This window comes from Ottowia flava, from assembly GCF_008017535.1.
Taxonomy (GTDB): Bacteria; Pseudomonadota; Gammaproteobacteria; order Burkholderiales; family Burkholderiaceae_C; genus Ottowia; species Ottowia flava.
On record NZ_VRUA01000005.1, the window covers coordinates 17,297 to 43,812 of the forward strand.

At 67.5% G+C, this 26,516-nt stretch carries 20 protein-coding genes; 6 read left to right on the plus strand and 14 right to left on the minus strand.

The features are described 5' to 3' along the window. Positions 1-60: 60 nt before the first annotated feature. From FVQ98_RS07340 to FVQ98_RS07395, 12 genes are all read right to left on the minus strand, one after another. A complete protein-coding gene (locus FVQ98_RS07340) occupies positions 61-1,956 on the minus strand; it encodes a nitric oxide reductase activation protein NorD (protein ID WP_147912790.1) in 1,896 nt (631 codons plus the stop codon). A gap of 16 nt (positions 1,957-1,972) precedes the next feature. Further along, positions 1,973-2,800, minus strand: coding sequence for a CbbQ/NirQ/NorQ/GpvN family protein (locus tag FVQ98_RS07345; protein WP_147912791.1), 828 nt, complete (start codon positions 2,798-2,800; stop codon positions 1,973-1,975). Between the two features lie 13 nt (positions 2,801-2,813). Next, positions 2,814-4,271 carry a cbb3-type cytochrome c oxidase subunit I gene (locus tag FVQ98_RS07350; protein WP_147912792.1) on the minus strand — a complete coding sequence of 486 codons (1,458 nt, stop codon included), beginning with the start codon at positions 4,269-4,271 and terminating at the stop codon, positions 2,814-2,816. A gap of 20 nt (positions 4,272-4,291) precedes the next feature. Next, positions 4,292-4,744: a c-type cytochrome gene (locus FVQ98_RS07355; RefSeq protein ID WP_147912793.1), complete on the minus strand. Its 453-nt coding sequence runs from the start codon at positions 4,742-4,744 to the stop codon at positions 4,292-4,294. 604 nt (positions 4,745-5,348) lie between these two features. Further along, positions 5,349-6,908: a phenylacetic acid degradation bifunctional protein PaaZ gene (gene paaZ, locus FVQ98_RS07360; protein ID WP_147912794.1), complete on the minus strand. Its 1,560-nt coding sequence runs from the start codon at positions 6,906-6,908 to the stop codon at positions 5,349-5,351. A gap of 159 nt (positions 6,909-7,067) precedes the next feature. Then, positions 7,068-7,814: an ABC transporter ATP-binding protein gene (locus tag FVQ98_RS07365; RefSeq protein WP_147912795.1), complete on the minus strand. Its 747-nt coding sequence runs from the start codon at positions 7,812-7,814 to the stop codon at positions 7,068-7,070. Further along, positions 7,811-9,625 carry a branched-chain amino acid ABC transporter ATP-binding protein/permease gene (locus tag FVQ98_RS07370; protein ID WP_147912796.1) on the minus strand — a complete coding sequence of 605 codons (1,815 nt, stop codon included), beginning with the start codon at positions 9,623-9,625 and terminating at the stop codon, positions 7,811-7,813. The genes FVQ98_RS07365 and FVQ98_RS07370 overlap by 4 nt, the downstream gene beginning before the upstream one ends. Continuing rightward, positions 9,622-10,650, minus strand: coding sequence for a branched-chain amino acid ABC transporter permease (locus FVQ98_RS07375; protein ID WP_147912797.1), 1,029 nt, complete (start codon positions 10,648-10,650; stop codon positions 9,622-9,624). The genes FVQ98_RS07370 and FVQ98_RS07375 overlap by 4 nt, the downstream gene beginning before the upstream one ends. A 172-nt stretch (positions 10,651-10,822) precedes the next feature. Continuing rightward, positions 10,823-11,977 carry an ABC transporter substrate-binding protein gene (locus FVQ98_RS07380; RefSeq protein ID WP_147912798.1) on the minus strand — a complete coding sequence of 385 codons (1,155 nt, stop codon included), beginning with the start codon at positions 11,975-11,977 and terminating at the stop codon, positions 10,823-10,825. Between the two features lie 185 nt (positions 11,978-12,162). Next, a complete protein-coding gene (locus FVQ98_RS07385) occupies positions 12,163-13,152 on the minus strand; it encodes a Bug family tripartite tricarboxylate transporter substrate binding protein (protein WP_147912799.1) in 990 nt (329 codons plus the stop codon). 43 nt (positions 13,153-13,195) lie between these two features. After that, positions 13,196-14,404 carry a CaiB/BaiF CoA transferase family protein gene (locus tag FVQ98_RS07390; protein ID WP_147912800.1) on the minus strand — a complete coding sequence of 403 codons (1,209 nt, stop codon included), beginning with the start codon at positions 14,402-14,404 and terminating at the stop codon, positions 13,196-13,198. A 19-nt stretch (positions 14,405-14,423) separates the two neighbouring features. Next, the gene (locus FVQ98_RS07395; protein WP_147912801.1) at positions 14,424-15,368 is read right to left on the minus strand and encodes a hydroxymethylglutaryl-CoA lyase; all 945 of its coding nucleotides are present in this window, start codon (positions 15,366-15,368) and stop codon (positions 14,424-14,426) included. A 108-nt stretch (positions 15,369-15,476) separates the two neighbouring features. Between FVQ98_RS07395 and FVQ98_RS07400 the strand changes: the two genes are divergently transcribed. Then, positions 15,477-16,382 carry a LysR family transcriptional regulator gene (locus FVQ98_RS07400; RefSeq protein WP_147912802.1) on the plus strand — a complete coding sequence of 302 codons (906 nt, stop codon included), beginning with the start codon at positions 15,477-15,479 and terminating at the stop codon, positions 16,380-16,382. Between the two features lie 177 nt (positions 16,383-16,559). On the opposite strand, the gene FVQ98_RS07405 is transcribed toward FVQ98_RS07400, so the two are convergent. Together FVQ98_RS07405 and FVQ98_RS07410 are read right to left on the minus strand one after the other, a co-directional pair. Further along, positions 16,560-17,540, minus strand: coding sequence for a CobD/CbiB family protein (locus FVQ98_RS07405; protein WP_147912803.1), 981 nt, complete (start codon positions 17,538-17,540; stop codon positions 16,560-16,562). Positions 17,541-17,584: 44 nt separating this feature from the next. Beyond that, positions 17,585-18,328 (minus strand): NUDIX hydrolase, encoded by a 744-nt coding sequence (locus FVQ98_RS07410; protein WP_147912804.1) that lies wholly within the window; start codon positions 18,326-18,328, stop codon positions 17,585-17,587. A 265-nt stretch (positions 18,329-18,593) separates the two neighbouring features. Here FVQ98_RS07410 and FVQ98_RS07415 point away from each other — a divergent pair, with 265 nt between their 5' ends. From FVQ98_RS07415 to FVQ98_RS07435, 5 genes are all read left to right on the plus strand, one after another. Continuing rightward, positions 18,594-19,247 (plus strand): TorF family putative porin, encoded by a 654-nt coding sequence (locus FVQ98_RS07415; protein WP_222707580.1) that lies wholly within the window; start codon positions 18,594-18,596, stop codon positions 19,245-19,247. 32 nt (positions 19,248-19,279) lie between these two features. Beyond that, positions 19,280-20,995 carry a potassium-transporting ATPase subunit KdpA gene (gene kdpA, locus FVQ98_RS07420; RefSeq protein ID WP_147912806.1) on the plus strand — a complete coding sequence of 572 codons (1,716 nt, stop codon included), beginning with the start codon at positions 19,280-19,282 and terminating at the stop codon, positions 20,993-20,995. 93 nt (positions 20,996-21,088) lie between these two features. Further along, positions 21,089-23,056 (plus strand): potassium-transporting ATPase subunit KdpB, encoded by a 1,968-nt coding sequence (gene kdpB, locus FVQ98_RS07425; RefSeq protein ID WP_255507690.1) that lies wholly within the window; start codon positions 21,089-21,091, stop codon positions 23,054-23,056. A 9-nt stretch (positions 23,057-23,065) separates the two neighbouring features. Next, positions 23,066-23,716, plus strand: a complete 651-nt coding sequence (gene kdpC / locus FVQ98_RS07430; protein ID WP_147912808.1) for a potassium-transporting ATPase subunit KdpC — start codon at positions 23,066-23,068, stop codon at positions 23,714-23,716. Positions 23,717-23,804: 88 nt separating this feature from the next. Next, complete coding sequence (locus tag FVQ98_RS07435) at positions 23,805-26,516, plus strand: sensor histidine kinase (RefSeq protein ID WP_147912809.1); 2,712 nt, start codon at positions 23,805-23,807, stop codon at positions 26,514-26,516.

The window sequence follows — 26,516 nt, forward strand, 5'->3', positions numbered from 1 at the left end:
CGCCACGCGGGATGCGCGCCAGGTAACCTGAAAGTGTAACCCTGCCCTCTGGCACGTCGGTCAGCGCGCCGCTATCGTGAGCCGCAGGTAAACCTGCGTCAGCGCGCCGGGCAACTGGTCGGCCCGGTGCACCAGCGCGTAGCCCTGCGCGCCGAACAGGCGCGGCAGGTAGGCGTTGGCCTCGCGGTCGATCGTCACACAGAACGGTGTCAACCCCGCCTGGCGCGCGGCGTGTACGGCGTGGCGCGTGTCTTCCAGGCCGTGGCGGCCTTCGTAGTGGTCGAGGTCGTTGGGTTTGCCATCGGACAGGATCAGCAGCAGGCGCTGGCGCTCGCCCCGCTCGGCCAGGCGCTGCGTGCCGTAGCGGATGGCCGCGCCCATGCGGGTGTAGAAGCCCGGGCGAATGCCCAGCACGCGTTCGCGCGTGGCGTCGTTCCAGGCTTCGCCAAAGCGCTTGAGCTCCAGCATCCGGATCGCCCGCCGCACCGACGAGAAGCCCAGCATCTCGAAAGGGTCGCCCGCCGCATCGAGCGCGTCGCCGAACACCAGCAGGCTGTCGCGCACCAGGTCGATCACGCGCGCTTCCTGCGTGGCGTAGGCGTCGGTTGACAGCGACAGGTCGGCCAGCATCAACGTGGACAGGCTGCGCTCGGACTTGACCCGGCGTGAATACACCGCGGGCGATTCACCGTGCGGCTGGCGCGTGTCGCGGCGCTGAACCTGGTGGCGCACCCAGGCGTCCAGATCCAGCTCATCGCCCTGGGTCAGCCCGTGCTGCCAGCGCGGCGCGGCGCGCAGGGCTTCAAACCGGCGCCGCACTTGGCGTGAAGTGCTCTTCAGCCTTGTCATGGCCTCTGGCAGGGCGCTGACGGCTCCTTGTTCGATAGCACTCTGCTCTGGTGGCCGGTGCCGCATGCGCTGCGCACGGCAGCGGTCCGGTACCAGGCGCTGCTGCTTGAAGTCCCATTCCGGCAGCGGCTCGCCCTCGCCCACAGGCAGGTCGTCGGCGCTGGCGCTGGGCAGGTCCAGGTCGAACTTGACGCGCGCGGCCAGCGTTTCGCCGCGCTGTGCGATGGACAGCTGCTCCATGTCGTCGGCAACCTGGCTGGCGTTCTGCTGGTCCTCGTCGTCATCGGTGCGGTTGACGCGCACGAACTCGCTCCAGCTGAGGATCGACTCGGCCCGAAAGAACATCACCAAGCCGTTCTTGTTGCTGGTGTCTTCCGTGCGCTCGGCGCGGCGGCGCTTGGTGTCCTCCTGCGTCTTGGCGTTCGGGTCGCGCGGCCGGTCGACCGGCGGGGCCGCCAGCATGTCTGGGGTGATGGCTTCGCCGGAGGGGCTGGCCTCGTGCGCCTGCAGCCACAGCCATACGTGGGCGGCGTCGGTCGGTTGCAGGCGACCTGCCGCATCGCCGGCCGGGACTTGGCCTTGCAGCGCAGCCTGCACCGCCTGCTCGGCCGCGCGCGCCGGGCCGCGCAGCCGCGCCAATGGCGGGCGCTGCGCCAGGTGGGCGGCCAGCAGCCGCGCGTGGCGCGTGCGCAGGCCAGGAAAGGTCTGCAATGCGCGCTCCGTCGCCGCCAGGTTGTCGGCGATCCAGCCGGCCGAGGTGTTGGTGTGGCAAGCGCCAAGCGCCGCGAGCCACAGATAGAGGTCGCGGTTCAGCGCTCGCTCGGTGAAGGTGGCCAGCACGGGCGGCAGGGCGAGCGTTTCGGCGTCCAGCGCGCTGACCGTGCCCCGCACGCCCGAGCCTGCCAACCGCTGCAGCCAGCCGCGCGGGCCGCCGATGCGGCGCGCGGTGGCCGGCACGACCCGCACCAGCGCATCGCCCCCACCGGCGCGAAACAGCAGCTGCACGCTGCGCGTGACCTGCTCCAGCGTGACGGCGGCGTCGGTATGGCTGGCGTCGGCCGCACGGGTGATCAGCCGGTGCCAGCGTTCGCCAACCCACTCTTCCATCGCTGCGTCCCGCCCTTCAGTCGTCGCCCAGCACGGCCAGCACGACGTCGTTCAAGGCCTCGGCGGTGTCGGTGTCGTCGGTCAGCGCGTCGACGATGGCGGTGCGGCAGGCCACGGTTTCCGGCAGGCCGGACACCACCAGGCGCGCGGCCACCACCAGCAGGCGCGTGCTGACGGTTTCTTCCAGATCCTGGTCGGTCAGGTGGCGCAGCGCGCTCGCCAGCTTGACCAGGCGCATGGCCAGACGTTCGTCCGCGCCCGATTCGGCCATCACGATGCGCCGCTCCACCTCGGCCACCGGGTAGTCGAAAGCCAGCGCCACGAAGCGCTGGCGCGTGCTGGGTTTCAAGTTTTTCAGCAGGTTCTGGTAGCCAGGGTTGTAGGAGACCACCAGCATGAAGCCGGGCGGCGCCTGCAGCAACTCGCCCGTGCGCTCTATCGGGAGCACGCGCCGGTCGTCGGCCAGCGGGTGCAGCACGACCGTGGTGTCCTTGCGCGCTTCAACCACCTCGTCGAGGTAGCAGATGGCGCCGCTGCGCACCGCGCGCGCCAGCGGCCCATCGTTCCAGACCGTGTTGCCGTCGCCGATGAGGTAGCGGCCCACCAGGTCGGCGGCGGTCAGGTCGTCGTGGCAGCTGACGGTGATCAGCGGACGGCCCAGGCGCGCGGCCATGTGCTCGACAAAGCGCGTCTTGCCGCAACCGGTAGGGCCCTTCAGCAACAAGGGCAGGCGCTGCTGGAAAGCGTGCTCGAACAGGCGGCATTCGCCGGCCTGCTCGGCATAGAACGGCACTTCGGGCGCCGCCGCGGGCGCGCCGGAGCTCAGGCCGTCGTCGTGGTACATGGCCTGCCCCACCTCAGTCGTGCTTCAGTCGGCGCTGGGCAGGGCTGGGCATCAGGCCGCCGCGGCGGCTGCCCAGCACTTCTTCGGCCGGCGCACCGCCGATGAAGAAGCTCCAGACGTACATGACCAAGCCGAGGAAGAAAACCACACCGCCCCACAGGCGCAGCCAGTAGAAGAACATCATCTGCTCCTGCGCCGCCATGAAGGGCAGCGCACCCGACGTCGGCATGCGTTGCAGCCAGACCTGCAGGATGCCGGCGCCAGTCATGGCCAGCACCATCACGCCCATGCCGATGCTCATGACCCAGAAGGACCACATCTCGACCGACTGCGCGCGGGTGGAGTTGGCGATGCGGCCGCGCAGCGTGGGCATGGCGTAGCTGATCAGCGCGATCACGACCAGCACGTAAGCGCCGTAAAAGGCCAGATGCCCATGCGACGCCGTCAGCTGCGTGCCGTGCGTGTAGTAGTTGACGAAGCTCAGGGTGTGCATGAAGCCCCAGACACCGGCGCCCAGAAAGCCCATCACCGCGCAGCCCACGGCCCACAGCACCGCCGCCTGGTTGGCATGGTCGCGCCGGCGCTTTTGAACCATGCGGAATGCGAACATCGTCATCAGAAAGAACGGAATCGGCTCCAGCGACGAGAAGATGTTGCCCACCAGATGCCAGTAGCCCGGCAGCCCGATAAAGTAGTAGTGGTGTGCCGTGCCCAGGATGCCGGTGAACAGGGCGAAGGCGATGATCACGTAGACCCACTTGTCGACCACCTCGCGGTCCACGCCGGTCGTCTTGATCAGCACGTAGGCCAGCAGCGCGGCGAGGATCAACTCCCACACGCCTTCCACCCACAGGTGCACCACCCACCACCAGTACATCTTGTCGCGCACCAGGTTATGCGGGTTGACGAAGGCGAACAGGAACAGCAGCGCCAGGCCCCACAGACCGATCAGCAGCACCGTGGTGATGGTCGTCTTGCGGCCTTTCAGGTAGGTCATGCTGACGTTGAACAGCATGGCCAGCGCCACGATGACGATGCCCACCTTGGTCGGCAGGGGCTGTTCCAGGAACTCGCGTCCCATGGTGGCCAGCAGGTCGTTGCCCGTCATCTCCGCCAGCGTGGCGTAGGGCACCATCAGGTAGCCCAGCACGGTCGCGGCGCCAGCCACCAGGAAGATCCAGAACATGATCAGCGCCAGCTTGGGCGAATACAGCTCGGTCTCGGCCTCCTCGGGCACCATGTAGTAGGCCGCGCCCATGAAGCCGAACAGCAGCCACACGATCAGCAGGTTGGTGTGCACCATCCGCGCCACGTTGAAGGGGATCGCCGGGAACAGGAAGTCGCCCCAGATGTACTGCAGGCCCATGATCAGGCCGAACAGGATCTGGCCGACGAACAGGCCGATGGCCGCAATGAAATACGGCTTGGCGACCGCCTGCGACTTGAATTTGAGAACAGGGTTGGTAGACATGATGGCTCTTTCCTCGGCGCTCAGCCCTCGATGTTGGGAGGCCAGTTTTCGGTGTTGATGCCGCCCGACCACTTCAGGAACTCCACCAAATCGTCAAGCTGCTGCTCGCTCAGGTGGAACTGGGGCATCTGGCGGCGACCAGGCGCACCGGTCGGCTGGGCTTTCATCCAGGCCTTGATGAACGCGCCGCCCGAGGCATCGCCGCCACGGCGCTTGTAGACATTGCCCAGCTCGGGCGCGAAGTAGGCGCCTTCACCCAGCAGCGAGTGGCAACCGATGCACTGGTTGGTCTCCCACACCTTCTTGCCGCGCACGACCGCGTCGGTCATCGCCGCCTCGTTGCTGCGCTCGGGCAGCGTGGTCTCGGTGTGAAACACCAGGCCGACAAAGACCAGAATGAAAAACAGCGACCCACCGTAGAAGATGTTGCGTGCCATCTCCTTGGTGAAGCCGCCCGACGGTTGCGTGCTCATGGGCCGATTCCTCGCTCGTGTGAAAAAGAACACGGGAAGCGTAGAAAAATCGCATTTCGCCGTCTTTGAACCAAGTCAAGGATGTCCGACTGCCCCGGTCGGACATCACAAAACTTGACGAAGATCAAATTCGGTGTGGATATCAGGTACTAGTACGCGCAGTCCGGCGAGCTGGCTTCTGGGCCCCCTGACCCTTGGAAAATTGGGGTATCCAACGCGTTCTATAGCCCAGCTGCTCTTGCGCAGGAAGCTATGGTTATCAGAGCAAACTGCGGGTCACGGCACCATTGTCCTAACCTGAGTACCGCTTGTGCGCCGCGCGCAGTCGGGCGTCGGTCCGCAGGTTCAGCTGTTCGCGCCACAGCGCGACAGTGCTGCGCCAGATTCAGTGCACCGACCGGAAGGGCGGTGCCAGCACGGCCAAAACCTGGCGCAACGGCGTGGCGGCAGATCGACGGTCTACCGTCCCCGCGCGCACGGCGAGGCGCAAGCGCTGAATCGGTATCCTCGGCTGCGGCCCGCTCGCGGAAGCTTCAGGCCAAATCGACCGCTGGCGCGCGCCCCATCTGCGCAGCCAGCTATTAAAAACAGAGCATCTCGCCGCTCAACCGGCGGCGCTCTCACCGGTCACCGCGGCCAGCATGGCGGGCGAGCCCTGCACGGCGGCACGCTGCATCAGGTGCTTGACGGCGCGCAGGCCGCCCAGCTCTTCGCCGCCACCGGCGCGGCCGGGGCCGCCGTGCTTGAGGTACGGCAGGGCCGAGCCGTGGCCGGTCGATTCCGGCGCGGCGGCGCGGTCCAGCACCTGCAGGCGGCCGTGCGTGGCGGCCATGGCGGTGATGGCTTTGACGGCGGTGGCTGCGTCCTTGGTGACCAGCGTGCCGGCCAGGCTGCCCTTGCCGCGCGCGGCCAGGGCCAGCGCCTCGTCCAGATCGCCGTAGGCCATCAGCGTGCTGACGGGGCCGAAGGCCTCGACGTCGTGCGCGGCGTGATTGGCAGCGTTTTTGGCCAGCAGCAGCGTGGGCTGGAAGAAGGCGCCTTCGCCCACGCCCTCGCCCACCGCGGCAAAGCCTTCGCCGCCGCCGAACACCACTTCAGCGCCCTGGCTGAGCGTGGCCACGCGGTCGGCCACGTCGGCCTGCTGCGACTTGCTGGCCAGCGCGCCCATGCGCACGTTCTCCAGGCGCGGGTCGCCCACGGTGGTCTTGGCCAGGCGTTCCTTCAGCTTGGCGGCGACGGCGTCAATGCGGTCGGCGGGCACCAGCGCACGGCGGATGGCGGTGCACTTCTGGCCGGCCTTCTGCGTCATCTCGCGCGCGATTTCCTTGACGTAGAGGTCGAATTCCTCGTCGTCCGGGGTGACGTCGGGCGCCAGCACGGCGCAGTTGAGCGAATCGGCCTCGGCGTTGAACGGAATGCTCCGGTTGACGATGTTGGCGGTGGCGCGCAGCTTGGCCGCGGTGTCCGCCGAGCCGGTGAAGGTGACGACGTCCTGCTCTTCGACGCGGTCGAGCAGGTCGCCCGTGCCGCCGATGATGAGCTGCAGTGCGCCCTCGGGCAGGATGCCCGACTCGTTGACCAGGCGCACCATCTTCTCGGTCAGGAAACTGGTGGCGCTGGCCGGCTTGCCGATGGTCGGCATCCCCGCCAGGAAGGTGGGCGCGAATTTCTCCAGCAGCCCCCAGACCGGGAAGTTGAAGGCGTTGATGTGCACCGCCACGCCACCGCGCGGCACCAGCACGTGCGTGCCGGCGAAGGCGCCGGTCTTGCCCAGCGGCATCTGCGGGCCTTCGTGCCACAGGTTGCCGGACTTGGGCAGTTCCTTGGCCATGCTGGCGTAGGCGAACAGCGTGCCGGTGCCGCCTTCGATGTCGACCCAGCCATCGGTGCGGGTGGCGCCGGTGTGGAAGGACAGCTCGTACATCGCCTCCTTGTGTTCGCCCAGGTACTTGGCCAGCGCCTTGAGCATGCCGGCGCGCTGCTGGAAGTCGGTCTTCAGCATCGCCGGCACACCGACGGTGCGCGCGTAGTGCAGCGCCTCGGCGAAGTCGGGCGTTTCGGCGTGTGTGTGGGCGACGACCGTGCCGTCGATGGCGCTGCGCAGGGTTTGTGCAGGTTGCTGGCCGATCCAGCGGCCGGCGATGTAGCTTTGAAGTTGGGTCACGTGCTTACCTCGGTAAAACAGGGTGGAACGAAAACGGCCGTCAAGCCAGCACCCCTAGGATAACGGCAGCCGATTTAGAATGAAAACAGGCTTCAGCCCTACAACCATCTGCGCAAACAGCTAGTTTTTTGATAGCACCCTACACCGACGATGTCGGGCTCAGGTGGTCGCCGCGGCGCGGGCGCCGCCGACGCCCAGGTAGGTGTCGATCACGCGCTGGTCGTGGATCAGGTCGTTGGCCGCGCCCTGCACCGCCACTTCGCCCATCTCCAGCACATAGCCGCGGTCGGCCACGTTCAGCGCGGCGCGCGCGTTCTGTTCGACCAGCAGCACCGACACGCCCGTGCTACGCAGCGCCGACACGGTGTTCAGCACCTCGCGCACGATCAGCGGCGCCAGGCCGAGCGAGGGCTCGTCCAGCATCAACAGGCGCGGGCGACTCATCAGCGCGCGGCCGATGGCGAGCATCTGGCGCTCGCCCCCCGACAGCGTCGACGCCATCTGCGCGCGGCGCTCTTCCATGCGCGGGAAGATCGCGAAAATTTCCTTCATGCGCGCGACCTGGTCGCGCTGGCCGCGCCGCCAGCGGGCAAAGCCGCCCAGCAGCAGGTTGTCCTCGACCGACATTTCGCCGAACAGCTCGCGCTTTTCAGGCACCAGGGCCACGCCGTGGCGCACCATGGCTTCGACTGTGGGACGGGGGATGGCGTTGCCGGCCAGCTCCAGCCCGCCGCGCGAGGGCAGCAGGCCCATGATGGCGTTCAGCAGCGTGGTCTTGCCAGCGCCGTTCGGGCCGATCACGGTGACGATCTCGCCTTCATTGACGTGCAGCTCAATGCCATGGATGGCCTGAACCGGACCGTAGTAGACCGAGAAGTTCGGCAGCTTCAACAGTGGCGCGCTCATGCCAGGTCTCCCCCCAGGTAGGCCGCGATGACGCGCGGGTCGGCCTGCACCTGCGCAGGCGTGCCGTGGGCGATCACGGTGCCGAACTCCAGCACGGTGATGCGGTCGGCCAGGTTCATCACGAATTCCATGTCGTGCTCGACCACCAGAATGGCCAGGCCTTCAGCGCGCAACTGCGTCAGCAGCTTGGCCAGGCCCTGCTTTTCCAGGTGGCGCAGACCGGCGGCCGGCTCGTCCAGCAGCAGCACCGCCGGTTGGCCCGCCAAGGCGCGGGCGATCTCGACGATGCGTTGCTGGCCCAGCGGCAACGAGGCGGCGGGCGTGTGCGCCACGGCGCCGAGGCCGCAGCGCTCGATCTGGCGCATGGCTTCGGACAGCACGGCGGCTTCTTCGGCGCGGTCGGCGCGCAGCATGGAAGCGACCCAGCCCTTGTGGCCGCGGCGGTGCGCGCCCAGGGCCACGTTGTCGAGCACGCTGCGGTCGCCCAGCAGGCGCACGTGCTGGAAGGTGCGGCCCAGGCCCAGCGCGGCAAAGGCGCGCGAGGGCTTGCCCTGCATGGTCTGGCCCATCAGGCTGACCTGGCCTTCGGTCGGGTCGTCCACGCCGGAGATCATGTTGAAGAACGTGCTCTTGCCGGCGCCGTTGGGGCCGATGAGCGCGTGCACCTCGCCCGCGCGCACATCCATGTTGACGGCGTTGTTGGCGACCAGACCAGCGAAGCGCTTGGTCACGTTCTGGGCCTTCAGCACCTCTTCGCCCGCCGGCGGCAGCTGGCGCTGGTCCAGGGTGGCCGCACTGCTGGTCGCGATTTCGCGCTTGGGCGGGGCGATCTTCAGCACACGGTTGACCCAGCCGGCGAGGATCGGCCACAAACCATCGGAAGCGCGCTGCAGCACCAGCAGCATCAGCAGGCCGAACACCACGATCTCGAAGTTGCCGCTGCTGCCCAGCAGGCGCGGCAGCCAGTCCTGCAACTGCTCCTTCAGCAGCGTGATCAGCGTGGCGCCCAGCACGGCGCCCCACAGGTAGCCCGAGCCACCGACCACGGCCATGAACAGGTATTCGATGCCGATGTTCAGGTTGAAGGGCGTCGGGTTGACGAAGCGCTGCATGTGCGCGTACAGCCAGCCGGACACGGCCGCCAGCAGCGCCGCCAGCACGAACACCTTGATGCGCTGCTGCGCGGTGTCGATGCCCATGGATTCGGCCATCAGGCGGCCGCTCTTGAGCGCGCGGATGGCGCGGCCTTCACGCGAATCCAGCAGATTGTCGAGCGCCCAGATCGCCAGCAGCAGCACGGCCCAGATCACGATGCCCAACAGGCGCGGCGAAGCCAGCGAGAAGCCGAAGATCGTGATCGGCGGAATGCTGCTGATGCCGGTGAAACCGCCCAGCCAGTCGAGGTTGCCGAACACGTAGTACAGGCTCAGGCCCCAGGCGATGGTGCCCAGCGGCAGGTAGTGGCCCGACAGGCGCAGCGTGACCGCACCCAGGCCCCAGGCGACCAGCGCGGTGACGATCAGCCCCAGCACCAGGCCCACCCACGGGTACACGCCGGCCGGCAGGAAGGACAGCCATTGCGCCGCGGTCGGCGAGGTGCAGATCCAGGCCGTGGCGTAGGCACCCAGACCGACGAAGGCGGCCTGGCCGAACGAGGTCATGCCTCCGACGCCGGTCAGCATGACCAGCCCGAGCGCCACCATCGCGTAGAGGCCGATGTACGAGAACAGCGTGACGGTGAACGGCGGCAGGAAGGGCCACGCGATCGCCAGCAGGGCGATGAAGCCCAGGACAAGGTACTGTTTTTTCATTCCTCGTCCTCCACGTGGTGCGTATTCATCGAGCGCCACCAGAGCACCGGAATGATCAGGGTAAAGACCAGCACTTCCTTGAATGCGCTGGCCCAGAAAGAAGCGAACGACTCCAGCTGGCCCACCAGCAGCGCCCCTGCCAGCGCCAGCGGGTAGCTGGACAGACCGCCCACGATGGCCGCGACGAAGCCCTTCAGGCCGATCAGGAAGCCGGTGTCGTAGTAGATCGTGGTCACGGGCGCGATCAGCAGGCCGGAGATGGCGCCGATGAGCGCCGCCAGCGCGAAGCTGAGGTCACCCGACAGCGCCGTGGGGATGCCCATCAAGCGCGCGCCCACGCGGTTGATGGCGGTAGCGCGCAGTGCCTTGCCGATGATGGTGCGCTCGAAGAAGAAGAACATCGCCAGCACCAGCACGATCGTGGTCGCCACGATCACCACGGACTGGCCAGAGATCGACAAGCCCGCCACGTCCCAGCGCGCCTCCGAAAAGGGCGCGGTGCGCGAGCCTTCGGCGCCGAACAGGAAGAGGCCCACACCCACCAGCGCCAGGTGCAGCGCCACGGAGACGATCAGCAGGATCAGCACCGTCGCATCCGCCAGCGGCCGGTAGGCCAGACGGTAGACCAGCGGCCCCATCGGCGTAACCAGCAGCAGCACGGCCAGCACCTGCAGCAACATCGATTGCGGCTTGACCACCAGCAGCATCAGCGCCGCCAGCGCGGGCAGCAGCACCGCCCAGAACAAGGTGCTTTTCCAGTCCACCTCGACGCCGCGCGCCTGCCGCACCGCCTCGACGACGATGCACAGCGCAGCCATGACCAGCAACATCCACAGCAGCGCGGGCGATTTGCCCGTCTGCAGCGCTGCCATGGCCAGTGCGGCGTAGGCGACAAATTCGCCCTGCGGAATGAAGATGACGCGGGTGACGGAGAACACCAGCACCAGCGCCAGCGCCATCAGCGCGTAGATGGCACCGTTGACGATGCCATCCTGCACCAGCATCAGGGCGATTTGTAAGTCCATGTGAGCTACACCGGTCGGGCGGCGTCGTCAGTAACGACGTGCACTATAAATCATAAATTGCACTATAAAACATCAACACCGGCCTGAAGCCGGTGTGACAAGGTGTTTTTTGCACCAGAGGAGGCCCCAGCGCCCGCATTTCACGGGGATCGGGCCGCCACGGATGCCCAAATCACTTGGTGCCGATGTATTTCCACTGGCCGTTTTGAATCGTCACCATCACACGGGCGCGCTGGTCCAGGCCCAGGTGGTCGCTGGGCGACATGGTGAAGATGCCATGGGCGCCGGCCACTTCCTTCACGCCTTCCATGGCATCGCGCAGCGCCGAGCGAAACTGCGGCGTGCCCGGCTGACCGGCTTTCAGCGCCACCGGAATGGCGGCCTTCAAAACCTGGCCGGCGTCCCAGGCGTGGCCGCCAAAGGTGCTGACGCTGCCCTTGCCGTAGGCGCCTTCGTAGGCCTTGATGTATTCCAGCGCAGCCTTGCGCACCGGGTTGGTGGCAGGCAACTGGTCGGCCACCAGCACCGGGCCGGCGGGCAGCAGCGTACCTTCCACGTCCTTGCCGCCCACGCGCAGGAAGTCGGCGTTGGCCACACCGTGGGTCTGGTAGTACTGGCCGGCGTAGCCGCGCTCTTTCAGCGTCTTCTGGGGCAGGGCCGCAGGTGTGCCGGAGCCGCCGACCAGCACCGCATCGGGCTTGGTGGCCATGATCTTCAACACCTGGCCGGTGACCGCCGTGTCGGTGCGCGAGAAGCGCTCGTTGGCGACCAGCTTGATCTTCTTCAGTTCAAGCGCCTTGGCAAATTCCTTGGCCCAGCCTTCGCCGTAGGCGTCGGAGAAGCCGATGTACGCCGCCGTCTTCACGCCGTTGGCCGCCATGTGCTCGGCGATGGCCAGCGCCATCATGATGTCGTTCTGCGGCGTCTTGAAGACCCACTTCTTCTTGGCGTCCTGCGGCTCGATGATGGCGGCCGAGGCGCCCAGCGTGATCATGGGCGTCTTGGCTTCGGCCACGGCGTCGATCATGGCCAGCGAAGCCGGCGTGGTGGACGAGCCGATGATCACGTCGACGTTGCGCTCGGAGATCAGCTTGCGCGTGTTGGTCACCGCGGCGGTGGTGTCGGACGCATCGTCCAGCACGATGTAGTTCACCTTCTGGCCGCCGATGGACGTGGGCAGCAGCGAGATCGTGTTCTTCTCGGGGATGCCCAGCGAGGCGGCGGGCCCGGTGGCCGACAACGTCACACCAATGTTGATGTCGGCCCAGGCGGCCGTAGACATGCCCAACACGGCCACGCAGGCCAGTGCCATCTTCTTCAATTGCATGGAAAGTCTCCCCGGAATGGGTTCAAGAGCAAGGGTTCGGACAGGTGATCGAATCAAAACCTGACCGCTCGGTCGGTTAATGATTCTACGGGGCGCAGTCGATCCTGACCGCCCCGAACCGATCGGGAATTACCCTAGTTTTTCTGTGGTCGTCTGACCTGCCGCCGGTCGCGCCAAGGCCCGTTTCACTGGGGCGTGATGCCTGCACGCTTGACGATGGCGGCGTACTTGGCCAGCTCGCTCTTGAAATGCGCCTGGGCCTGCTCGGGCGTGCTCAGCACGATGGTGTTGCCCTGCTTGTCCATGGCTTCGCGCACCTCGGGGCTGGCGAAAGCGGTGGCAAAACCCTGGTGCAGGCGTTTCACCAGGTCGGGCGACAGGCCCTTGAGGCCCACCGCGGCCGACCAGCCTTCGACCACGTACGCCGGAAAGCCCTGTTCGGCGGCCGTGGGCACGTCGGGCGCGCCGCTGGAACGCTTGGGCGACGCCACGCAGATCGCACGCAAGGCGCCGCTCTTGATGTGCGAATGCACCGCCGGCATGGCGATCACGCCCATCTCGATCTGGCCGCTGATGATGTCGGCCATCATCGGACCGGTGCCGCGGTACGGAATGTGGGTGACGTGGGTGCCCGTCACGCCTTTGAACATCTCGGCCGCCAGGTGCAGGATCGTGCCGTTGCCGGACGATGCGTAGTTGTACTTGCCGGGGTTGGCCTTGAGCAGCGCCACCAGTTCCTTCATGTCCTTGGCCGGCAGTTTGGGGTTGACCACCAGCACCATGGGCGAGTTGGCGATGATGGTGATCGGCGTGATGTCCGCCACCGGGTCGAACGGCACCGAGCGCAGCACGCTCGGGTAGATCACGTGGTTGTTCGACACCACGCCCAGCGTGCTGCCGTCCGGCGCCGCCTTGACGATGGCCTGGGTGCCCACGACGCCGCCCGCGCCCGGCTGGTTTTCCACCACCACGGCTACGTTCAGCGCCTTGCCCAGCGCGGGCCCGGCGCCCCGGACGATGGCGTCCACGCCCGAGCCTGCGCTGACCGGCAGGATGAACTTCACCGCCTTGTCGCCCTGCGCCCAGACCAGCGACGGCCACCAGGCGCCGAGGGCGCCCGCGCCCAGACCCGCGAGGGCATGGCGGCGTGAAACCCGCGTGGAATGAAGTGGCATGGTGGTGTCTCCGTGGAATGCTTGGTTGGGAATGTTTTCGGCCTCAGGCGACCGCCCGATCTGCGCAGAGCGCTTCTATTTCCGTAGCGCTGTAGCCCAGACCGTTGAGCAGGTCCGTCGTGTCCTGCCCCATGCGCGGCGGCTGCGCGCCCGCGCCCAGGCGCTGGCCGTCCAGGGTGATCGGCAGCAGCGTGGTCTGGGCGGTCTGGCCGGTGCGCTCGCCGTCGGTCAGGGTGACGTCGGCCAGGCCGCCGGTGGCGCGCAGGTGCGGGTCGTCGTACAGCTCTTCGGGTTTGCGGATCGGCGCGTACGGCAGGCCGGCCCGCTCGAACGCCGTGGCCAGCTCGTCCGCGCTGCGCGTGGCCAGGCGCTCGCGCAGGATCGGCAGCAGCTCGGCGCGCAGGCGCACGCGGGCGTTGTTGTCGTGGTACCGCGGGTCGGCCTTCAGGTCGTCAAAGCCCAGCAGGTCGCAGAACACCGCCCACTGCGCGTCGCTCACGGCGCACAGGAAGATCTGCTCGCCATCCTTGACCGTGAACACGTCGTACACCGCCCAGGCCGAGATGCGGTCGGGCATCGGCGCCGCCGGCTCGCCGGTGATGGCGTACTGCAGCATGTGCTGGCCGACCAGGAACACGTTGTTCTCGAACAGGGCGCTCTGCACCTCCTGCCCGCGGCCGGTGATGCCGCGCTGGATCAGTGCGCCCAGCGCGCCGATGGCGCCAAACATGCCGCCCATGATGTCGTTCACGCTGGTGCCGGCGCGCAGCGGGTCGCCAGGGCGGCCGGTCATGTAGGCCAGCCCGCCCATCATCTGCACCACCTCGTCCAGCGCGGTGCGGTGCTCGTACGGGCCGGGCAGAAAGCCCTTGCAGCTGACGTAGATGATGCGCGGGTCCTGCGCCGACAGGCTGGCGTAGTCCAGCCCGTACTTGCGCATGGTGCCGGGCTTGAAGTTCTCGGCCACCACGTCGGCACTCAGCGCCAGCCTTCGCGCCACGGCGGCGCCTTCCGGCCGGTGCAGGTCGATCGCGATGCTTTTCTTGCCACGGTTGAACATCGGGAAGAAGCCCGCGCCCGAACCCAGCAGGTGGCGCGTGCGGTCGCCCTGGATCGGCTCGACCTTGATCACCTCGGCCCCCAGGTCGGCCAGCACCATGCCGCAGGTCGGGCCCATCACCATGTGCGTGAACTCGACGACGCGCAGGCCGGCGAGCGGCAGGCGGCGGTTGGGCGGGGCGGATTCGGTCATGGCAAGAGGCTCCTGGCGGTCAGACGGTAGCGGCGGCGCGGCCCTGCAAGGTCTTGGGCAGGCCAGCGCGCCACAGTGTGCCGTACAGCGCTTCGCCGTCCAGCCAGCCGGCCAGGTCGCGCCGCAGCGCCAGCAGCGCCGGTAGATCGAGCCCGGTGTCGATGCCCATGCTTTGCAGCATGAAGGCCAGGTCTTCGGTGCTGACGTTGCCGCTGGCGCCGGGCGCGTGCGGGCAGCCGCCGATGCCGCCCAGGCAGGCGTCGAAACGCGTGACGCCGGTCTGCAGCGCGGCCACCACGTTGGCCAGGCCCAGCCCGCGCGTGTCGTGGAAATGCCCGCACCACAGGCGGTCGCCGGCGATCCGGCGCGCCGCTTCGAACAGGCGGCTCACCGCCGCCGGATCGGCGTAACCCACGGTGTCCGCCAGGCTGACGCGGTCGCAGCCTGCGTCCAGCAGCGCCTGCAGCAGCCGCAGCACCTCAGCCGGTGAGACCTCGCCCTGGATCGTGCAGCCGAAGGCGGTGCCCACGCCACCTTCCAGCAGCGTGTGTGCCCCCGCGGCGTCGCGCGCGGCGCGGATGCGCGCGGCCTCGGCCACCACCTCGTCCGGGGTCTTGCGCAGGTTGGCCAGGCTGTGCGCGTGGCTGGCCGACAGCGGCAGCACCATCAGATCGGCGCCGCTGGCCATCGCCGCCTCGCCCCCCCGCAGGTTGGGCACCAGCACCGACACGAACAGGCCGGGCAGCGTCTTCGCGAACGCCACCAGTTCGGCCGTGTCGGCCAGCTGCGGCAGGTACTTGGCGGGCACGAAGGAGCCAACCTCGATTTCGCGCAGCCCGGCGGCGTGCGCGCCGCGCAGCCACTGGCGCTTGTGCGCGGTCGGCAAGGTGCGGGCGATGGCCTGCAGGCCGTCGCGCAGCCCGACTTCGCGAACCACGGCGCGCGGGGGCGTGGCGAGGGTCATGAAGGCTGTCTCCTGATGATGTGTCTGGCGTGGCAGTCTAGGTATTCCCAATTGATTCACCAAATCTCTTTTGGAATCGTTAAAGTTCCGATCAGGAACATCAAGACCATGCGCGACCTCGACCTGACCTCTTTGCGCCTCTTCGTTGCCGTCTGCGAGCAGCGCAGCATCGCCCGCGTGGCCGAGCAGCAGGCCATCGTCGGCTCGGCGATCAGCAAGCGGCTGGCAGCACTGGAGGACACCGTGGGCACGCCGCTGCTGCTGCGTCGGCGCCGCGGCGTGGAGCCCACACCCGCCGGCGACACGCTGCTGGAACACGCGCGCGCCCTGCTCGCCCGCACCGCGCAGATCGAGCGCGACATGGCCGGCTACGCGGCGGGCGTGCGCGGCCATGTGCGGGTGCTGGCCACGCAGTCGGCCATTGCGGAATCGCTGGCCGACGACGTCGCGGCGTTTCTGGCCGCGCCCGGGCACCACGCCATTCGCGTCGACATTGAGGAAGGCGTCAGCACGCAAGTGCTGCGCGCCGTGCGCGAAGGCAGCGCCTCGATCGGTGTCTGCTGGGACGCGGCCGACCTGCGCGGACTGCACACCCGGCCCTGGCGCGGCGACCGGCTGGCCGTGGTGCTGCCGGCCGGCCACCCGCTGGCAGGCGAGCCGCAGCTGGCGTTGACGCAGACCCTGGCGTACGAGCACGTCAGCCTGCCGCCCGAGAGCGCGGTGCAGGTGATGCTGCAGCGCGCCGCCGCGCTGGCGGGCCAGCCGATCCGCTACCGCGGCGTGACCGCCACGTTTGACGCGGCGCTGCGCGTGGTGCGCGCCGGTCTGGCCATCGCCGTGCTGCCGGCCGAACTGGCGACGCCTTTCGCCAACGCGTTCGGTCTGACCATCACGCCGCTGACCGACGCCTGGGCCGAGCGGCGCTTTGCCCTCTTCTGCCGCGACGAAGCGCTGCTGCCGCCGGCCGCGCGCCTGTTGCTGGAGCACCTGGCGTCATCGGCAGAAGCGCTATGAAACTCGGAGCTGGCTGCGCAGGTGGTTGTACGGCTTCTGGCCAATTTGGCTATGAATTCACCGGGACACGGCGTTTTGGCGCCCGCCTGTCCGGATGCCGTGGCGCCACGTCACATTCGCTACCTATTCAATAGCTGGCTGCGTAGGTGGCTGTAGCGCGACAGGCCGATTTGCCACTCAACCCAATACGTGCGCCAGCGTCAGCAGCACCAGCAGCAGCAGCCACAGCGCCACGGTGCGCCACACCAGGCCCACCACCTGCGTGAAATGCGCAGGGATGGCGGGCTCGCCCGGCAGTTCGTCGTTCAGGTCGGCAGGCAACGGCAGCGGGCCGATGCCCACCGCCTGCGGCACCGGCCGCAGGGCAGCGCCGCCCAGCCGCACGCCGATGGCACCGGAAGTCGCCGCCAGGATCACGCCGTCGTTGACGTTGCCTTCGCGCGTGGCGTACTGGCGCCAGGCGTCGATCGCGTCCTCGAAACTGCCGACGATGGCGAAGGCCAGCGCCGTCATGCGCGCAGGCAGCCAGTCGATGGCGCGCCACGCCGCAGCCGCCAGCGTGCCGAGGGCCGCGCTGATCGGCTGGTCGGCCGACTGCAGCTTGCGCCGCCAGTAGCCGGCCGCAAAGTCGGCGTTGCGGTAGAACACCGCGCCCGCCGGCCCCAGGCCCAGCATCGACAGCACCGAATACCAGGCGAGCACGCCAAAGACGTGGCGGTGCGCCGACAGCACGGAATATTCGATGACATGGCGCACGATCTCGCTGCGCGGCAGCGCGCTGGCGTCGACCTGCTGCCAGCGCGCGAGCAACTGGCGTGCGCGCTCCTCGTCGCCCGCGTCCAGCGCGTCGCGGATGCCGGTGAAATGGTGGCTGAACTGGCGAAAACCCAGCGTCAGGTACAGCACCGCCACGTTCCACGCTAGCGCCAGCGGCCAGCCGGCCAGCCACAGGCACAGCCAGTGCACACCCATCACGGCCAGCGCCGGCACGATAACGGCCAGCGTCCAGGCCAGCCAAGCGTGCTGGCGGCCGCCGGCGTCCACCGCGTGGCCGACGCCGCGCACCCAGCGCCGCAGCTGTGCCGCGGCCGGATTGCCCGGCGCGAGCGGGCGCACCTGCTCCAGCAGGAGTGCCATCACGATCGCGAACAAGGCCATGGCGGAATGATAGTCAGCCCCGCGGCGGGCCTGCGCACCGAACGCTATGCGGCCAGGAACCTGTAGAAGTTGCGCAACATGCCGGCCGTGGCGCCCCAAATGAAGCGCTCGACCTCGGTGTCGGGTGTCGGCGGCGACTCACCGGCGCGCGGCTCGACCTGCACGCGCTCAATGTAAGGCATCGAGAACCACTCGCGCGCGTTGCCCTCCCATTCCAGCCGGTGACGGCGGTGGTGCGCAGGGTTCATCAGGAACGCCAGCGGCACCTCAAAGGCGTGTGCCACCTCGTCGGGGTTGGGATGCAGCACGAAACCGGGCCGCACCAACGCCACCACGGGCGTGACGATGAACTGCGTGCCGGTGATGTAGACGGGCAGTCGGCCGATCACGTCGACGTGACTGCGCGGCAGATCGACCTCTTCCTGCGCTTCGCGCAGCGCCGCATCGTCCACGTCCACGTCTTCCGGATCGACCTTGCCGCCGGGAAAGGCAACTTGGCCGGAATGGGTCGACAGATTCTGCGTGCGCTCGGTCAGCAAGACCGACAGGCCACCGGCGCGCTCGACCAGTGGGACCAGCACGGCGGCTGCCGCTGGCGCCCGGTCGGCGAAGCGCGGCTCCTGCCGCAACTCGGGCTGCCAGGCGGGCGGCTGCTGAAACCGCGCACGCAACGCGTCGGGTGTCAGGCGCTCGGCCGGGATGGCCGGCAGCTGGGTATCCACGCCAGTGATGGGCACGCGGCGGGGATCGAAGTTGGGCAGCTTGGACAGGGGAGTGAACGAGGTCATGGGCGCATGAGGGAACCGACGATTGTGACCAATCCCGCCTGGCCCTGCAGGGCGCGCTGCTGGCGTCCGCCAGCAGCCCAAAAGTCCGCCCGCGCGCCCCAAAAATTTACGCAGAACTTATGGCCACCGGCCGTTCACGAATGGAAAGTTTACGGGCCTCGGACGAATACTTTGAATCGGCAATTTCGCCATCCGACTGTTTCCATTGGCTATGCGATCCGCACCGATTCGGCCCCTGTCTGCGCTTGCCGCAGCGACGGGCGGCATGATCTTCCTGAGCTGCCCCACCAGTGCAGCCGCCCAGTTTTCGGGCACCGTCACCTTGACCACCGACTATGTCTGGCGCGGCTCGTCCCAGACCCGTCAGTCACCCGCTGCGCAGGTGGGCGTGAAATACGCGCTTCCGTCAGGGCTGTACGCCTCGGTGTGGGGCTCCAACGTCAAGTTCCGGCCCGATAACGGCGCCGCCAGTGAATTCGATCTGGCGCTGGGATGGGCGGGCAAGCTGTCCGACGACTGGGCGCTGGACCTGTATGGCCTGCGCTATCAATACCCGCGCGCCAACGCCGCACTGAACTGGAACGAGGTGAATCTGGCGCTGTCCTGGCGCGACCGTGCCTGGCTGTCCGTCGGCCACTCGAGCAACGCCATGGCCAGCGGTGGCCACGGCACCTACGTGCTGCTGGGGGCACGCCATCCGCTCAACGAGCAGTGGCGCGCAGAAGTCACGCTCGCGCGCTACCTGCTCGATCGCGCCCATGCGCCCAGCTACACGCACGGCTCGGTCGGCGTGGTGTGGGCTTTCAAGGCGCCTTTCGAGGCTCGGCTGACCGTGCACGCCACCGATGCGGCCGCGCGGCGCCTTTTTCCCGGCATGGCCGGCACGCGCGCCGAACTGGCCCTGCAGGGAGCTTTCTGATGACCCGCGCTTTCCCCCTGGAGTGATTGACCATGATTGAACTTGTCTTGCTGCTCGCGCTGCTGCTGTTGCTGGGCTGGCCGCTGGGGCGCTACCTGGCAGCGGTGATGCGCGGCGACCGCCTGCCCGGCGACGGCGTCTTCGCCTGGGTTGAGCGGCCGATCTACCGGCTGCTGGGCGCGCGCGCCGACACCGGCATGAGCTGGCGCGGGTACGCCGGCGCTTTCCTGCTGAGCAACCTGGTGCTGGCGATCATCGTCTGGGTGATCTTCATGACGCAGGCGTGGCTGCCGCTCAACCCCGACGGCATCCCCAACATGTCGTGGGACCTCGCGCTGCACACCATGGTGTCCTTTCTGACCAACACCAACCAGCAGCACTACTCCGGTCAGGCCCAGTTGTCTTATCTGTCGCAGATGACCGGCATCGTCGGCCTGCAGGTGATCACCCCCGTGATGGGGCTGGCGATGGCCGTGGCGACCCTGCGCGGCCTGTTTGGCGGGCGCCACACGACCGAAGCCCAAGGCGAACGGGATGCTGCCAGCATCGATGTGGGCAACTACTGGGTGGACGTGACACGCGCCACGCTGCGCTTCATGCTGCCGCTGTGCCTCGTGTGGTCGGCCCTGCTGACCTGGCAGGGCGTGCCCGCCACACTGGCTGCCGGCCCGGTGGCCACGCCCATTGACGCATCGACGGGCATGAAAGAGCAGAAGATCCCGCTGGGCCCGGTCGCGCCCATGGTCGCCATCAAGCAGCTGGGCAGCAATGGGGGCGGATGGTACGGGCCCAACAGCACGGTGCCGCTGGAAAACCCGACACCGCTGTCGAACTTGCTGGAGGTGCTGGCCATCGGCCTGGTGCCGGTCGCCATCGTGTTCATGGTCGGGCCGTTCACCGGGCGTCGCCGCTTCGGTGCACTGGTGCTGGGCGTGATGCTGACGCTGTCCATCGCGTCCTTGGGTGCGGCGCTGTGGTCGGAAGGCTACTCAGCCACTTCGCTCGATCCCGCGCTGATGGAGGGCAAGGAGGTGCGGATCGGCCCCGATGCGTCGGGCATCTGGGCATCAATGACCACCCAGGTGAACAACGGCTCGGTGGACTTGATGCTGGACTCGTCGGCACCCCTCACCGGCATGGTCTCGATGGTCAACATGCTCATCAATGCCATCTGGGGCGGCGTCGGCTGCGGGCTGCAGCAGTTCATCGTCTACCTGATGCTGAGCGTGTTCCTGGCCGGCCTGATGACCGGCCGAACGCCGGAACTGCTGGGTCGCAAGATCGAAGGGCCCGAGGTGCGTCTGCTGGCAGTGCTGGTGCTGCTTCAACCTCTGGTGATCCTGGGCTTCACGGCCGTCACGCTGGCGATTCCCGCCATCACCGGAAACACCAATCCGGGCTTCCACGCCATCAGTCAGGTGTTCTATGAATACGTCTCGGCTTTCGCCAACAACGGTTCGGGCTTCGAGGGCCTGAGCGACAGCACCGTCTGGTGGAACGTCAGCTGCGCCATCGTGCTGGCGCTCGGTCGCTTCCCCTCGCTGGTGATTCCGCTGGCCATCGCCGCCATGCTGGCGGCCAAGCACCGCGCACCGCAAACGGCAGGCACCCTGCCCGTGGAGACCTTGACCTTCGGCCTCACGCTGATCGGCATCGTGTTGATCCTGACGCTGCTGCAGTTCATGCCGGTGCTCGTGCTCGGCCCTGTGGCCGACCACCTCACGCTGAACACGCTGCTGGCCCGGTAAACCGTTTCGCCCGAAGGAATTTCCATGCGTAACTCTTCTCATTCAGAACACAGCGCCAGCGGTCCGCTGGCCACGCAGACCTGGGGCCCGGCCATGAAGGACGCGTTCCTGAAGCTGGCACCACAGCACATGATCCGCAACCCCGTGATGGCGGTGGTCTGGCTGGGCACGGTATTGACTGCCGTCGCCACCATCGCGGGCTGGACACAGCCGGTCTTCGGCTGGGCCGTCACGCTCATTCTTCTGGCTACCGTGCTGTTTGCGAACTTCGCTGAAGCCGTGGCCGAAGCGCGCGGACGCGGCCAGGCAGCGTCGCTGCGCCGGGCCCGCAAGGACCTGACGGCGCGCCTGCGCGACAAGTCGGGAGCCACCACCACGGTGCCGGCAGCGGCGCTGCGGCCAGGTGATCTGGTCGAAGTGGCCGAGGGCGAACTGGTCCCGGCCGATGGTGAAATCGTCGAAGGTGTGGCCACCATCAACGAAGCTGCCGTCACCGGTGAATCGGCCCCCGTGTTGCGCGAGGCCGGCACCGACCGCTCAGGCGTGATCGGCGGTACCAAGGTGCTGTCCGATCACATCGTGGTGCAGATCACGGCCGAGCCGGGCAACAGCTTCCTGGACCGCATGATCGCGTTGGTGGAAGGCTCCAACCGCCAGAAAACACCCAACGAAATCGCCCTGGGCATCCTGCTGGTGGTGATGACCGTCACCTTTCTGACCGTTGTCGTCACGCTGCCTTTCATCGGCAGCTTCGTGAAGATAGAGTTCGATGTGGTGCTGCTGGTGGCGCTGCTCGTATGCCTGATACCGACCACGATTGGCGGCCTGCTGCCCGCCATCGGCATCGCTGGCATGAACCGAGCGCTGAAAGCGAACGTGCTCGCCAAGTCGGGCAAGGCGGTCGAAGTGGCGGGCGATGTGGACGTGCTGTTGCTGGACAAGACGGGCACCATCACGCACGGAGACCGCGCGGCAACCGCCTTCCATCCCATGGCAGGGGTCGACGCCGCCCAGTTGCGCAACGCGTCGATGCTGAGTTCGCTCGCTGACCCGACGCCTGAGGGCAAATCCATCGTGGCGCTGGCGCGCGAACAAGGCGAGACCCTGGTCGAGCCCGAGCACGCGAGCTTCGTGGCGTTCACCGCCCAGACGCGCATGTCAGGCATCGATCTCGAAGGCGGCCGCACGATTCGCAAAGGGGCCCTCGACGCCATCGCGCAATATGTGCGCAGCTTGGGCGGCGCCGTGCCGGCCGAGCTGGAAGCGCGCGTGCAGACCGTGGCACGCAAGGGTGCAACCCCGCTCGTGGTGTGCGACGGACGTCATGTGCTGGGCGTGATCGAGCTTTCCGACGTGATCAAGCACGGCATCAAGGAGCGCTTTGCGCGTCTGCGCGAGATGGGTGTGCGCACGGTGATGATCACCGGCGACAACCAACTCACCGCCGCCAGCATCGCGGCCGACGCCGGCGTGGACGACTACATCGCCGAAGTCCGCCCCGAGGACAAGCTGGCGAGGATACGGGCCGAGCAGCAGGCCGGGCGCTTGGTCGCCATGGTGGGCGACGGCACCAACGACGCCCCGGCACTCGCCCAGGCCGACGTGGGTCTGGCCATGAACTCAGGCACCCAGGCCGCCAAGGAAGCAGGCAACATGGTCGATCTGGACAATGACCCTGCCAAGCTCCTGGCCGTGGTGGAGATCGGCAAACAACAGCTGATCACGCGGGGCGCGCTGACCACCTTCTCGCTGGCCAACGACGTGTCGAAATACTTCGCCATCCTGCCTGCGTTGTTCGCTGCATCTGTGCCGCAGATGGCGGCACTCAACCTGATGCGCCTATCCAGTCCCACCAGCGCGGTGCTGTCTGCGCTGATTTTCAACGCGATCATCATTCCGGTATTGATCCCGCTGGCCCTGCGCGGCGTGCGCTTCAAGCCCGCCAGCGCCACCGAGCTGCTGCGCACCAATATGCTGGTGTACGGCGTGGGGGGCGTGATTCTGCCCTTCATTGGCATCAAGCTGATTGACATGCTTCTTGCCACCCTGTTCACGTTTTGAGGTTTGACCATGGCACACACTGAAATCACGCCTCCGGCCTCGGCGCCTGCACGCTCGGCGCTGGACGACCACGGCGCTCTGCGTGGCGCGCTTGGCCTGGCCGTCGTCACCCTGGCCGGCTTCGGCTTCCTCTACTCTCTCGCAGGGGTCGGCGTTGGCCAGGCGCTGTTTCCGGCGACGGCCAACGGCAGTGTCATTCAGCATGATGGGCGCGTCGTCGGCTCGGCCCTGGTCGCACAGCCGTTCGCGAACGAGCGGTATTTCCAGCCCCGCCCCTCTGCTGCGGACTTCAACCCCATGGCGCTGGGTGGCAGCAACCAGGCCCGAACCAACCCGGAGATGCGCCAGCGCCTGGCCGAAACACGAGCAGCGGTGGCCCAGCGCGAGAAAGTCGATCCATCCACCGTACCGAACGAACTCGTTACCTCGTCGGGCAGCGGCATTGACCCGCACATCACACCCGAGGGCGCCGCCGTGCAGGTGGGCCGCGTTGCCCGGTCGCGCGGACTGCTGCCCAGCGACGTCGAGCGCCTGGTCGCCGAGCATACCGAGCCGCGTCAGACGGGCGTTCTCGGTCAGGCGCGTGTGAATGTCCTATTGCTCAATCTGGCACTCGACGCAGCCAGCGAATCGCAGCCTTCCGGCACACCGGATCGCTGACGTTCCAGTAGTCGCTTGATGACGATATCGACGGCAGCGAACCACGCTGTGCCAGACTGCCCTTCCCTCGAGCCGCTCTTCACCCTGCATGCCCGCTCAGAACAATTCTCAGGCTGACGCCCTCATCGGTGAACTGCAGCGACAGAAAGGCGGTCGACTGACGGTCTTTCTGGGCGCCGCCCCGGGCGTCGGAAAGACCTACGCAATGCTGGCGCGCGCGCGCGAGTTGCACCGTCAGGGCGTTGACGTCGTGACCGGAATCGTCGAGACCCACGGACGCAGCGAGACCGAAGCAATGGCCGAAGGCCTGCCGCGCCTGCCCCGTCAGCGGGTCGAGTACCGCGGCCGTTTTCTCGAGGAAATGGACCTCGATGGCCTGCTTGAGCGCAAGCCCGCCATCGTGCTGGTGGATGAGCTGGCTCATCGCAACGCGCCCGGCAGCCGCCACGAGCGCCGTTGGCAGGACATGGAGGAGCTGCTCGACGCCGGTATCGACGTCTTCACCACCGTCAACATCCAGCACCTGGAGAGCCTGAACGACGTCGTGCACCAGATCACCGGCGTGCGGGTCAGCGAGACCGTGCCGGACGCGGTGTTCGACCGATTGCGCGACATGCGCCTGGTCGATCTGCCGCCACGCGAGCTGATTGAGCGGCTCAACCAGGGCAAGGTCTACCTGCCTGACCATGCGGCACAGGCGCTGCAGGCCTTTTTCACGCCTTCCAACCTCACCGCCCTGCGTGAACTGGCCATGCAGACCGTGGCTGAGCATGTCGACAACGACTTGCGCGAAACCCGCATCGCACGCGGCCTGGAGCCAGTCGCGCTGCAACGCCACGTGCTGATCGCCATCGACGGACGGGGTCAGTCCGAATACCTGGTGCGCGCGGGCGCGCGCATCGCGGAAAGGCGTGGCGCACCGTGGACCGTGGTCACGGTCGACACCGGGCAGTCAGCCACGGCCAGCGCTGGCGCGCCCATGCGGTCCGGTGCCATGCGGCTCGGCACGCAGACCGCGCAGACCCGGCAACTCGAAGTCGACAGGGCCTTTGCGCTGGCACGCGCACTCGGTGGCGATACCGCCGTGCTGTACGACAACGACGTAGCACAAGCGTTGCTTGACGCCGCTGCTGCGCGCAGCGCGAAGTCCATCGTGATCGGCCGAACGCGTGAGCGGCCCATCGCGCGCATCTTCAACCGCACGCTCACACAGCAACTGCTGGCACGCGGTGACCGCTACGAACTCACGATCGTCGGGACACCTCTCACGCGCAGTCGGGCGATGCAGCGCTCGCGCTACTTCGGCGACGGGCTCACCCGCCGGGAGTCGGTTCTGGTCACACTGACCACCGTGGGCGCCATAGCGGCAGCCGCATTGGCCGAACGTTGGGTCGGGCTGGAGGATTTATCGACCATCTTCCTGGTTGCGGTGCTCCTGGTCGCCTCGCGCACGCGCATGGCAGCGTCGGTCGTCACGGCGGTGCTGTGCTTTCTGGCCTACGACTACCTGTTCATCGAACCGCGCTTCACCCTGCGCATTGGCGCAGAACGCGGCATTGCGACAGTTTCTCTGTTCATGGCGGCCGCGCTGATCGCAGGGCGCCTGGCCTCTCGGCTGCGCACGCAGGTGCTGTCGCTGCGGGCCGCCAACACGCACGCCACTGCCATGCAACGCCTCGCCCGGCAGCTTTCAGCCGCCGCCGATCTGGGTCAGGTGATCACCGCAGGCGCGTCAGTGATGGAAGCCAGTCTGGGTGCGCAGGTGTGGATGCAGCTGGGCCCCGAAGAAGGGCCGCGCAACAGTGCGCCCCAACTCGACGACAAGGATCGCGCCGCGGCCGACTGGTGCCAACAGCACGGACAGCCCGCAGGGCGATTCACCGACACGCTGACGCACAGCCGCTGGTGGTTTTTGCCGGTGCTGTCCGACGGCAAACCGCTGGGTGTGGTGGCCTTGCGCTTGGCGGCCGATCTGGCGCGCTTGCCGTTTGAGCAGCGCCGCTTGGCCGAAAGCATGGCCGACGACATCGGCCAGGCCGCGTTGCGCACTCGCTTGGTGGCCGATCTCGAAGAAGCCCGAGTCTCCGGCGAAACCGAGCGTCTGCGCTCAGCGCTGCTGGCATCCGTGTCACACGACCTGCGTTCGCCGCTCGCGTCGATCATCGGCGCGGCCGACAGCCTGTCACGCTACGGTCAAGACATGAGCGCGGACGATCGTACGAGCCTGCTGGCCACCATCCATACCGAGGGCGAGCGGCTTGACCGCTACATCCAGAACCTGCTCGACATGACGCGACTGGGCCAGCAAGGCCTGACGCTGGTGCGCGACTGGATCGGTGTGGACGAACTGATCGGCTCTGCCGCGCACCGTCTGCAGCGCTACGAACCCGGCCTGAAGATCGAAACGGAGATCACCCCCGACATCGGCCTGATTCACGTGCACCCTGCACTGATCGAACAGGCGGTCTTCAACGTCATGGAGAACGCGGCCAAGTTCTCGCCACCAAAGGTGCCGATCAGGGTACGAGGGCATCGCGTCGACAAGAACCACATAGCCATTGACGTGACCGATGCGGGGCCTGGCATTCCGGAGGACGAGCGCCACCGCATTTTTGACATGTTCTACAGCATGGAGCGCGGCGATCGAGGCAAGCACGGCACCGGACTGGGCCTGAGCATCGTCCAAGCCATCGTTGGCGCCCACATGGGCGAAGTGCAGGCGCTACCCGGCCCAGACAGCCGGGGCACCACGGTGCGCATCACGCTGCCAGCGGGGGAGCCCGCGCCCGTGGCAGACTGA

What these genes read in the sequence shown, in the direction of transcription:
- FVQ98_RS07400 (WP_147912802.1), top strand. Translation starts at nt 15,477, where the DNA reads ATGCGCGACCTCGACCTGACCTCTTTGCGCCTCTTCGTTGCCGTCTGC.
- kdpB (WP_255507690.1), top strand. Translation starts at nt 21,089, where the DNA reads ATGAAGGACGCGTTCCTGAAGCTGGCACCACAGCACATGATCCGCAAC.
- FVQ98_RS07380 (WP_147912798.1), bottom strand. Translation starts at nt 11,977, where the DNA reads ATGCAATTGAAGAAGATGGCACTGGCCTGCGTGGCCGTGTTGGGCATG.
- FVQ98_RS07365 (WP_147912795.1), bottom strand. Translation starts at nt 7,814, where the DNA reads ATGAGCGCGCCACTGTTGAAGCTGCCGAACTTCTCGGTCTACTACGGT.
- kdpC (WP_147912808.1), top strand. Translation starts at nt 23,066, where the DNA reads ATGGCACACACTGAAATCACGCCTCCGGCCTCGGCGCCTGCACGCTCG.
- FVQ98_RS07410 (WP_147912804.1), bottom strand. Translation starts at nt 18,328, where the DNA reads ATGACCTCGTTCACTCCCCTGTCCAAGCTGCCCAACTTCGATCCCCGC.
- FVQ98_RS07375 (WP_147912797.1), bottom strand. Translation starts at nt 10,650, where the DNA reads ATGGACTTACAAATCGCCCTGATGCTGGTGCAGGATGGCATCGTCAAC.
- FVQ98_RS07355 (WP_147912793.1), bottom strand. Translation starts at nt 4,744, where the DNA reads ATGAGCACGCAACCGTCGGGCGGCTTCACCAAGGAGATGGCACGCAAC.
- FVQ98_RS07345 (WP_147912791.1), bottom strand. Translation starts at nt 2,800, where the DNA reads ATGTACCACGACGACGGCCTGAGCTCCGGCGCGCCCGCGGCGGCGCCC.
- FVQ98_RS07390 (WP_147912800.1), bottom strand. Translation starts at nt 14,404, where the DNA reads ATGACCGAATCCGCCCCGCCCAACCGCCGCCTGCCGCTCGCCGGCCTG.
- FVQ98_RS07385 (WP_147912799.1), bottom strand. Translation starts at nt 13,152, where the DNA reads ATGCCACTTCATTCCACGCGGGTTTCACGCCGCCATGCCCTCGCGGGT.
- FVQ98_RS07370 (WP_147912796.1), bottom strand. Translation starts at nt 9,625, where the DNA reads ATGAAAAAACAGTACCTTGTCCTGGGCTTCATCGCCCTGCTGGCGATC.
- FVQ98_RS07405 (WP_147912803.1), bottom strand. Translation starts at nt 17,540, where the DNA reads ATGGCCTTGTTCGCGATCGTGATGGCACTCCTGCTGGAGCAGGTGCGC.
- kdpA (WP_147912806.1), top strand. Translation starts at nt 19,280, where the DNA reads ATGATTGAACTTGTCTTGCTGCTCGCGCTGCTGCTGTTGCTGGGCTGG.
- FVQ98_RS07350 (WP_147912792.1), bottom strand. Translation starts at nt 4,271, where the DNA reads ATGTCTACCAACCCTGTTCTCAAATTCAAGTCGCAGGCGGTCGCCAAG.
- FVQ98_RS07415 (WP_222707580.1), top strand. Translation starts at nt 18,594, where the DNA reads ATGATCTTCCTGAGCTGCCCCACCAGTGCAGCCGCCCAGTTTTCGGGC.
- FVQ98_RS07435 (WP_147912809.1), top strand. Translation starts at nt 23,805, where the DNA reads ATGCCCGCTCAGAACAATTCTCAGGCTGACGCCCTCATCGGTGAACTG.
- FVQ98_RS07395 (WP_147912801.1), bottom strand. Translation starts at nt 15,368, where the DNA reads ATGACCCTCGCCACGCCCCCGCGCGCCGTGGTTCGCGAAGTCGGGCTG.
- FVQ98_RS07340 (WP_147912790.1), bottom strand. Translation starts at nt 1,956, where the DNA reads ATGGAAGAGTGGGTTGGCGAACGCTGGCACCGGCTGATCACCCGTGCG.